The following is a 9036-nucleotide window of genomic DNA, read 5'->3' on the forward strand; positions in this document are numbered from 1 at the left end:
AGGGCCTGCCGGGCCTGACCGCCGCGACGGCGGGCGAAGCGTTGTTGCGACCACCCGCCCGCCGCGCTGCGGCCCTGCACCAGGTGCCGGTCGGTGCGTGAGACGGTGACCCGGCCGTTCTCGGCCACCCCGACGCTGTGCGCCCCGAGCCGCACCAGGAACAGTCCGATCCGCCGGGACCGCAGAGCGTGTTCCACCAGCGCGTCGACGGCGAGCCCGTCCCGCACGCCCTCCTGTCCGAGCGGCCCGAACGGGACGGTGACCGTGGCGGTGGTGCCGTCTCCCCCGGTCACGACCACCTCGTGCGGGCCGAGCACGGTACCCACGACGCCGTCGTTGCGCTCGGCGAACCGCTCGAACCAGCGGTGCAGCCGTTCCGGCTCCACCTCGACGGCCCGGCCTCCGCCGGGGGCCTGTCTGGTCCGCGCCATACCGCCCGTCCCTTCGCTCGGCCCGGCCCGCGCCACGGGCCGCGCGATCTCACAACACCGACGGCTCCGACCAGGGCTGCGCGGTCCGGCCGGTGATCGCATCGAGCATTCCCTGGGCCTGGTTGTCGGTCAACGACGCCACGAAGTCGATCACCGCGCGGCCGCGGGCCAGGCCGCGGACCGCGTCGGCGCCCCGGACCGGCTCCCCCGTCGCCCCGACCAGCAGTTCCGGGGCGGTCCGCGCGAGCGCGGTGTACTGGTCCTCCGCCAGTTCCAGCAGATCGTGCAACCGGCGCGGCAGCCGGGACGCCTCCGCCCGGTCGGCCAGCCACCCGTCCAGCGCGTCCACCAGATTCGCCACCAGACTGGCCTGGCCCCGTTGGTGCAGGGCGAGGTCGGCACGCTGCAACACGAACAGGCGGTGCACGAACTTCAGCACCTGCACCTCGTGCCACTGCGCGGGCCGGAGGGTGACGTGCCCGGTCCGCGTCGACGGCGACGGCGTCACCAGCACTCCGCGCACCAATCGGGCGGTCCAGCGCGCCGAGAACGTCGCCGTGGCCTGCTCGGCCTCCACCGAGCCGTCGAACGGGACGCCGAGCAGCTCGTCCACCAGCTCACCGCGTACGCGGGCCACGGCGTCCGCGAAGGCGTCGTCGTCGGTGATCCACGAGTCCTTCTCGTGCATCCTGCGGCGCAGGTGCTCCAACGACCGTCCCGGCCTGCGGTGCCGTTCCCGCAGCTCCGCGTCCGGCAGCGTGGCCAACTCGCCCGCGGAGTCGAGCCAGCGTCCCAGCTCGGTGGCCACCTCCGCGTGCTGCAACACCCCGATCCGGTGGAAGTCCTGCAGATCGTGGATGGCGTAGGCGATGTCGTCGGCCAGGTCCATCACCGAGGCCTCGACCGTCTGCTGCCACGGTTCGATCCGGTCGGCGAACGGCGCCCGCGCCTGTTCCAGCTCGTCCAACTCGGTCAGATAGGCGGAGAACTTCGCCGAGCCGGTGCCGGGCGCCTCGGGTGGCTCGGCGGCGCCGCGCGGCGGCGTCGGCATCGCGGACGGGTGCGGACACGGGCGGTGCAGTCGGGCCCACGGGTACTTGGCGAGCGCCGCGCGCGTCGCCGCGGTGAGGTTGAGTCCCTTCGGCGTGGGGCCGCCGGCCTCGGTGGTGGTGGCGATGCGGAAGGTCTGGGCGTTCCCCTCGAAACCGTCGGCCAGTCCGTACCGGTTGCGGGCGATCCGGTCGAGCACCTGCTCACCCAGGTGACCGAACGGCGGATGGCCGAGGTCGTGCCCCAGCGCGGCGGCCTCGGCCACGTCCGGAGCACACCCACCGAGCTTCGCGACCAGTTCGCCCGACTCGTCACCGGTGATCCGCTCGGCGATCGACCGGGCCACCTGGGCCACCTTGAGGCTGTGGGTGAGCCGGTTGTGCAGCAGCGCCGACCCGCTCGCGCTGACGACCTGGGTGACCCCGCCCAGCCGGGCGAAGAACGGCGAGGCCACCAGCCGGTCCCGGTCCGCGCGGAACGGGTCGGTGGCGAGGTCGGCGAACCCGCCCGCCTCGGCCGCATCCTCCCGCCGTCCCGTGCGCCGCTGAACACCCGATCCCATACCCGCCACGGTACCGACCCCCGCGAGTCGCCACTCCACGCCGGCGAGTCGCCACCCGAGTTCCGCGAGTCGCCACCTCAGATCCGCGAGTCGGCGTTCCCGGATGCTGGGGAGCGGGCGACGCACGCACCACGGCACCCTCGGGTGCCCGCGGACCACACACGGACGCGGGCACGAGAACACCACGACTGTGGCATCCCGTGCCCGCGTCCGGGTAGCTGGTGTCCGGTTGTGTCGACTCGCCCGCACGGAGCGGCGACTCGCCAGGGGCTCAGACCGTGAAGCCGAGGGCCCTGAGCTGCTCGCGGCCGTCGTCGGTGATCTTCTCCGGGCCCCACGGGGGCATCCAGACCCAGTTGATCCGGAAGTCGTTGACCACACCCGCGCCGCCGGTGAGCACCGACGCCGTCTGGTCCTCGATCACGTCCGTCAGCGGGCACGCCGCCGACGTCAGGGTCATGTCGATCGTGGCGGTGTTGTTCTCGTCGACCTGCACGCCGTAGACGAGGCCGAGGTCGACGACGTTGATCCCCAGCTCGGGGTCCACCACGTCGCGCATGGCCTCCTCGACGTCCTCGATCTTCGCGACGTCGGCGCCCTGCGGCGCCTGCTCGGGCAGATCCGCCGCGGTGCGGCCCTCGCGGTGCTCGGGCGCGGCCGCCGTGTCGGCGGTGTCGGTCTCGCTCATGATGCTTCCACCTCACTCGTCGACGTCTTGCCCACAGCGTCCTTGAACGCCATCCAGCCGAGCAACGCGCACTTCACCCGTGCGGGGTACTTCGCCACGCCGGCGAAGGCGACGCCGTCCTCCAGTACGTCCTCGTCCGGTTCCACCTCGCCCCGACCCTGCATCAACTCCGTGAAGGCGTCCAGCCGGGCGAACGCCTCCGGGAGTTCCCGGCCGATCACCAGGTCGGTCAGGACCGAGGTCGAGGCCTGGCTGATCGAACAGCCCTGCCCCTCGTACGACACGTCCCGGACCGTGTCGCCGTCCAGCCGTACCCGGAGGGTCACCTCGTCCCCGCAGGTCGGATTGACCTGGAAGGACTCCCCGTCATAGGGATCCCGCAGGCCACGGGCGTGCGGGTTCTTGTAGTGATCGAGGATGATCTCCTGGTACATGGAGTCCAGGTTCACAACCGACCCCCCTCCGGTCCGTGGACGCCGAAGAACCGCTGTGCCTCGCGGATCCCGTCGGCCAGCGCGTCCACCTCGGACGACTCGTTGTAGAGGTAGAAGCTGGCACGCACGGTCGCCGGGACACCGAAGGCACGGTGCAGCGGCCACGCGCAGTGGTGGCCGACCCGCACGGCGATCCCCAGGCTGTCCAGCACCTGGCTCGCGTCGTGCGGGTGCACCCCGTCGATCACGAACGACACGGCCGCTCCCCGGGACTCCGTGTCGGGGGGCCCGATGATGCGCACCCCGGGGATCGCGGACAGCTCGGCCAGCGCCTTGGCGGTCAGGGCGTGTTCGTGTTCGGCGACCCGGTCCATCCCGATCGCGGACAGGTAGTCCACGGCGGCGCCCAGGCCGACGGCCTGCGACGTCATCGGCACGCCCGCCTCGAACCGCTGTGGCGGCTCGGCGAAGGTCGAGCTCTCCATCCGTACCAGCTCGATCATCGACCCGCCGGTGAGGAACGGAGGCATGGCCTCCAACAGCTCCCGGCGCCCGTAGAGCACGCCGATCCCGGACGGGCCCAGCATCTTGTGCCCGGAGAACACGGCGAAATCCACGCCGAGGGCACGGAAGTCCACCGGCAGGTGCGGGACCGACTGGCAGGCGTCCAGCACCGTCAGGGCACCGACCGCACGGGCCCGCCGGACCAGCGGCTCGACGTCGTTGACCGTGCCGAGCACGTTCGACTGGTGGGCGAAGGCCACCACCTTCGTGCGCTCGGTGATCAGCTCGTCGAGGTTCGACAGGTCGAGCCTGCCCTCCTCCGTGACACCGAACCAGCGCAGATTCGCCCCGGTCCGCTGACACACCTGCTGCCACGGCACCAGGTTGGCGTGGTGCTCCATCTCGGTGACCACGACCTCGTCCCCGGGGCCGAGCGTGAACCGCGCCGCCTCGGGACCGGCCGTGGCGGAGTTGCTCATCGCGTAGGCGACGAGGTTGACCCCCTCGGTGGCGTTCTTGGTGAACACCACCTCCCCGGAGTCGACACCGACGAACCGCGCGATCGTGGCGCGGGCGCCCTCGTAGGCGTCCGTGGCCTCCTCGGAGAGCTGGTGCGCGCCCCGATGCACCGCCGCGTTCGCGGTCTCGACGTAGTGTCGTTCGGCGTCGAGGACCGACGCGGGCCGTTGCGAGGTCGCCCCGGAGTCCAGGTAGACCAGCGGCTTGCCGTCCCGGACGGTGCGCGACAGGATCGGGAAATCCGCGCGCACCGCCGGGACGTCCACCGGACGCGGTTGGGCCGTCGTGCTCATCGTCTCTTCCGTTCCGCCCGCCTCAAACGCTCGCGGCCTCGGCCTTGTCGATGTACTTGACGTAGCCGGTCTCCTCGAGCTCGTCGGCGAGCTCCTTGCCGCCCGATTCGACCACCTTGCCGCCCGCGAACACGTGCACGTGATCCGGGTGGATGTGCTTGAGGATCCGGGTGTAGTGGGTGATCAGCATGACGCCGACGTCGTTGTTCGCCTTGTGCTCGTTGACCGCCTCGGAGACCACCCGCAGCGCGTCCACGTCCAGGCCGGAGTCGGTCTCGTCCAGCACCGCGATCTTCGGCTTGAGCAGGGCGAGCTGCAGGATCTCGTGGCGCTTCTTCTCCCCGCCGGAGAAGCCCTCGTTCACGCTCCGCTCGGCGAACTCGGAGGCGATCTCGAGCTTGCCCATCTCGTCCTTGACTTCCTTCACCCAGTGGCGCAGCTTCGGCGCCTCACCGCGCACCGAGGTCGCCGCCGAACGCAGGAAGTTCGACATCGACACGCCGGGGACCTCGACCGGGTACTGCATCGCGAGGAACAGCCCCGCACGGGCGCGCTCGTCCACGCTCATCTCGAGCACGTTCTCCCCGTCGAGCAGCACCTCACCGGAGGTGACCTGGTACTTCGGGTGCCCGGCGACCGCGTAGGACAGGGTCGACTTGCCCGATCCGTTCGGGCCCATGATCGCGTGGGTCTCGCCCGACCGCACGGTCAGGTTGACGCCGGTGAGGATCTCCTTGTTGCCCTCGTCGGTGACGACGTCGGCACGCAGATCCTTGATTTCCAGTGTGGCCATGCCTCTTCGTTTCTCTCGTTCGCGTGTGTGTGTCGGGTGGGTGTGCGTGCCGGCTCAGACGCCGATGGCCTGCAGCTCGTCCTCGATCGCCGCCTCGAGGCGCTCCCGCACCTCGGGGATGTCGATCTTCATGAGGATCTCGTGGAAGAACCCGCGCACCACCAGTCTGCGCGCCTGGTCCTCGGGGATGCCACGGGACTGCAGGTAGAACAACTGCTCGTCGTCGAACCTGCCCGTCGCGCTGGCGTGCCCGGCGCCGGTGATCTCGCCGGTCTCGATCTCCAGATTGGGCACCGAGTCCGCCCGGGCGCCCTCGGTGAGCACCAGGTTGCGGTTCAGCTCGAAGGTCTCGGTGGCCTCGGCCGCGGCCCGGATGAGCACGTCGCCGATCCACACCGCGTGCGCGCCGTCGCCCTGCAGCGCGCCCTTGTAGAGCACGTTCGACTTGCAGTGCGGCACGGCGTGGTCCACGAACAGCCGGTGCTCCTGGTGCTGGCCCGCGTCGGCGAAGTGCAGCCCGAGCATGTCGACGTTGCCGCCGGGTCCCGCGAACGTCGCGGTCGGGCTGACCCGCACCAGGTCACCGCCGAGCGTGACGACGATGTGCCGCAGGGTGGCGTCCCGGCCGAGCCGCAGGTGCTGCTCGGAGACGTGCACCGCGTCGTCGGCCCAGTCCTGCACGCTCACCACGGTGAGGTGGGCGCCGTCGCCGATGACGAACTCGACGTTGTCGGCATAGGTGCCCGACCCGACGTGGTCGAGCACGAGGGCCGCCTCGGCGAACGCCTCCGCGCGGATCTGCACGTGCCCGTAGGCGGTCTCCCCCTCGCCCGGCCCGGTCAGCCGCACGGTGGACGGAGTGGACGCCTTCGTGTCGCCCGGCACGGTGACCAGCGTGGCCTTCTCGAACGACGAGTACGCCTGGGCGGCGATGCGGTCGCTGGGCGTTCCGGCGGCACCGAGCCGCTCGTCGTCCCGGCCGACCGTCTCCACCCGGACCTCCGGTGCGGTCTCGGCGTCGACCGTGATCTGGCCGGTGGCGGCCGCGGAGCCGTTGTGCAGGCCCCGCAGCCGCTTCGTCGGGGTGAACCGCCAGTTCTCCTCACGACCGCTGGGGACCTCGAAGGCCTCGACGTCGTAGGAGGTGAACCGCTCCCCACGGGAGACGGCGGGCACCACCGCCTCCGCGGCGGAGGCGGTGGTGTCGGCGCCCGCGGCGGGTGCGCCGCCGGGCGCGGTGTTGTTCTCGGCGACCGTCATGTCAGCCGACGGCTCCTTCCATCTGCAGTTCGATCAGGCGGTTCAGCTCCAGCGCGTACTCCATGGGCAGCTCGCGGGCGATCGGCTCGACGAAGCCGCGGACCACCATGGCCATCGCCTCGTCCTCGGTCAGCCCGCGGGACATGAGGTAGAACAGCTGGTCCTCGCTGACCTTGGACACGGTGGCCTCGTGGCCCATCGACACGTCGTCGTTGCGGATGTCCACGTACGGGTACGTGTCCGACCGGGAGACGGTGTCGACCAGCAGCGCGTCGCACTTCACCGTCGAACTGGAGTGGTGCGCCCGCTTGTTGACCTTCACCAACCCGCGGTAGGAGGTGCGGCCGCCGCTGCGCGCCACCGACTTCGACACGATCGTCGACGAGGTGTGCGGCGCCATGTGCACCATCTTCGCGCCCGCGTCCTGGTGCTGGTCCTCACCCGCGAAGGCGACCGAGAGCACCTCGCCCTTGGCGTGCTCGCCGGTGAGGAACACCGACGGGTACTTCATCGTCACCTTGGAGCCGATGTTGCCGTCGATCCACTCCATGGTGGCGCCCTCTTCGGCCTTGGCGCGCTTGGTGACCAGGTTGTACACATTGCCCGACCAGTTCTGGATCGTGGTGTAGCGGCACCGGCCGCCCTTCTTCACCACGATCTCCACCACGGCCGAGTGCAGCGAGTCCGACTGGTAGATCGGCGCGGTGCAGCCCTCGACGTAGTGCACGTAGGCACCCTCGTCGACCACGATCAGCGTCCGCTCGAACTGGCCCATGTTCTCGGTGTTGATCCGGAAGTAGGCCTGCAGCGGGATGTCCACGTGCACGCCCGGCGGCACGTAGATGAACGAGCCTCCCGACCACACGGCGGTGTTCAGCGCGGAGAACTTGTTGTCCCCGGCCGGGATGACCGAGCCGAAGTACTCCTCGAACAGCTCCGGGTGCTCCCGCAGACCCGTGTCGGTGTCCATGAAGATGACACCCTGGGCCTCCAGGTCCTCCCGGATCTGGTGGTAGACGACCTCGGACTCGTACTGGGCGGCGACACCGGCGACCAGGCGCTGCTTCTCCGCCTCCGGGATGCCGAGCTTGTCGTAGGTGTTCTTGATGTCCTCGGGCAGGTCGTCCCAGCTGGTGGCCTGTTCCTCGGTGGAACGGACGAAGTACTTGATGTTGTCGAAGTCGATCCCCGACAGGTCCGCGCCCCAGTTCGGCATCGGCTTGCGCTCGAACAGGTTCAGCGCCTTCAGGCGTGCGTCGCGCATCCACTCCGGCTCGGACTTCTTCTCGGAGATGTCGGTGACGACCTCCTCGTTGATCCCGCGGCGGGCGCTCGCGCCCGCCGTGTCCGGATCGGCCCAGCCGAACGCGTAGTTGCCCAGGGAGTCGATCGTCTCTTCCTGGCTCAACGGCGCGGTGGGATTGCGCTGCTCGGCAGCGGCAGTCATGCGGTTGTCCCTCCGTTCGGAGTTCGGCTGTCAACATCTGCACCGGCTGCGCCACCGGCACCGGGCGGGCCGGCGGCACCGGACGTGCCGTCGACGCCGTCCGCGCCCGTCCGCGGCAGGTGCTGACGTCTCCCTTCACTACCCACCGGCTCGGCGGGTACGTGTGTGGTGCACGCGGCGTCGCCGCGCGCGATCGTCGCCAGTCGCTGCACGTGTGTGCCGAGCAACTCGGCGAATGCCTCGGTCTCCGCCTCGCACAGCTGCGGGAACTCAGCCGCCACGTGCGCGACCGGGCAATGGTGCTGGCACAGCTGCGCCCCGGTCGACTCGTCCGATGTTCCCACCTGACGGGTCGACGCGGCGTAGCCCTCCCTGGTCAGCGCCGTCGCCAGGGCCTCGGCCCTGGCGGTGGCGCCGCCCTGCCGGGTCACCGCCTCCCGGTGCGGCCCCACCAACGCCGACACCCGGCGCTCGGCGAAGGCCCGGACCGCCTCCTCCCCCGCGTGCTCGGCGAGGAACCGGACGGCGGACACCGCCAGATCGTCGTAGGCGTGCCCGAACCGTGCCCGTCCCTGCTCGGTGAGCAGGAACAGCTTGGCGGGACGACCGCGCCCCCGACGTTGCCTGCGGGAGGACTGCCTGGTCTCCGCCTCGTGGTCGGCCACCAGCGCGTCGAGGTGCCTGCGGACCGCGGTGGTGCTGATCCCCATCTGCTCGGCGACGGCGACCGCGGACAACGGCCCCTGTTCCAGCAGTAGTCTGGCCACCTCGTGCCTGGTTCTCCCCTCGGCGGTCGTGTGGGCAGGGCCGTCCCCACCGGTGGCGGTACCGCCACTGCTCCGGTCGGACGTCCCGTCGTTTTTCACAACATGATTGTGTCGTATTTCGGCGCGGCGGGCAAAGTCGGCCACGAAGTCGAGTGACCCGATTCACCGGGCGGGCGGGTCGATACGCTCACGGCGTGGTTTTCGGCAACGGCGGGCCCGCGGCCCGAACGGGGGGCACCCGGGGCGACACCGGACCGCGCGACGGCGGCCCGGGTGAGCCAACGGGCG

At 70.6% G+C, this 9036-nt stretch carries 9 protein-coding genes; all 9 read right to left on the reverse strand.

Annotated features, from left to right (window positions below; genetic code table 11):
• A partial coding sequence (locus SACHA_RS26390; RefSeq protein WP_039739946.1) for an acVLRF1 family peptidyl-tRNA hydrolase occupies positions 1–431 on the reverse strand: 431 nt, incomplete at its 3' end.
• Between the two features lie 49 nt (positions 432–480).
• Positions 481–2043, reverse strand: coding sequence for a deoxyguanosinetriphosphate triphosphohydrolase family protein (locus tag SACHA_RS0119410; protein ID WP_019812437.1), 1563 nt, complete (start codon positions 2041–2043; stop codon positions 481–483).
• Between the two features lie 271 nt (positions 2044–2314).
• Entirely contained in the window at positions 2315–2731 is a 417-nt protein-coding gene (locus SACHA_RS0119415) for a metal-sulfur cluster assembly factor (RefSeq protein ID WP_019812438.1), read from the reverse strand.
• Complete coding sequence (sufU, locus tag SACHA_RS0119420) at positions 2728–3180, reverse strand: Fe-S cluster assembly sulfur transfer protein SufU (RefSeq protein ID WP_019812439.1); 453 nt, start codon at positions 3178–3180, stop codon at positions 2728–2730. Before sufU ends, SACHA_RS0119415 begins: the two co-directional genes overlap by 4 nt.
• Positions 3177–4481 carry a cysteine desulfurase gene (locus tag SACHA_RS0119425; protein ID WP_019812443.1) on the reverse strand — a complete coding sequence of 435 codons (1305 nt, stop codon included), beginning with the start codon at positions 4479–4481 and terminating at the stop codon, positions 3177–3179. The genes sufU and SACHA_RS0119425 overlap by 4 nt, the downstream gene beginning before the upstream one ends.
• 22 nt (positions 4482–4503) lie before the next feature.
• On the reverse strand, positions 4504–5274 hold the full coding sequence (gene sufC, locus SACHA_RS0119430; protein ID WP_019812445.1) for a Fe-S cluster assembly ATPase SufC: 771 nt from the start codon (positions 5272–5274) through the stop codon (positions 4504–4506).
• A 54-nt stretch (positions 5275–5328) separates the two neighbouring features.
• Positions 5329–6534, reverse strand: coding sequence for a Fe-S cluster assembly protein SufD (sufD, locus tag SACHA_RS0119435; protein WP_019812447.1), 1206 nt, complete (start codon positions 6532–6534; stop codon positions 5329–5331).
• 1 nt (position 6535) lies between these two features.
• Positions 6536–7981 carry a Fe-S cluster assembly protein SufB gene (gene sufB / locus SACHA_RS0119440; protein WP_019812449.1) on the reverse strand — a complete coding sequence of 482 codons (1446 nt, stop codon included), beginning with the start codon at positions 7979–7981 and terminating at the stop codon, positions 6536–6538.
• Positions 7978–8847, reverse strand: a complete 870-nt coding sequence (locus SACHA_RS0119445) for a helix-turn-helix transcriptional regulator (protein WP_028663362.1) — start codon at positions 8845–8847, stop codon at positions 7978–7980. The genes sufB and SACHA_RS0119445 overlap by 4 nt, the downstream gene beginning before the upstream one ends.
• Positions 8848–9036 lie beyond the last annotated feature (189 nt).

The sequence above is a fragment of the Saccharomonospora halophila 8 genome, assembly GCF_000383775.1.
Classification (GTDB): domain Bacteria; phylum Actinomycetota; class Actinomycetes; order Mycobacteriales; family Pseudonocardiaceae; genus Saccharomonospora; species Saccharomonospora halophila.

What these genes read in the sequence shown, in the direction of transcription:
- SACHA_RS0119410 (WP_019812437.1), bottom strand. Translation starts at nt 2,043, where the DNA reads ATGGGATCGGGTGTTCAGCGGCGCACGGGACGGCGGGAGGATGCGGCC.
- SACHA_RS0119415 (WP_019812438.1), bottom strand. Translation starts at nt 2,731, where the DNA reads ATGAGCGAGACCGACACCGCCGACACGGCGGCCGCGCCCGAGCACCGC.
- SACHA_RS0119425 (WP_019812443.1), bottom strand. Translation starts at nt 4,481, where the DNA reads ATGAGCACGACGGCCCAACCGCGTCCGGTGGACGTCCCGGCGGTGCGC.
- sufC (WP_019812445.1), bottom strand. Translation starts at nt 5,274, where the DNA reads ATGGCCACACTGGAAATCAAGGATCTGCGTGCCGACGTCGTCACCGAC.
- sufD (WP_019812447.1), bottom strand. Translation starts at nt 6,534, where the DNA reads ATGACGGTCGCCGAGAACAACACCGCGCCCGGCGGCGCACCCGCCGCG.
- sufB (WP_019812449.1), bottom strand. Translation starts at nt 7,981, where the DNA reads ATGACTGCCGCTGCCGAGCAGCGCAATCCCACCGCGCCGTTGAGCCAG.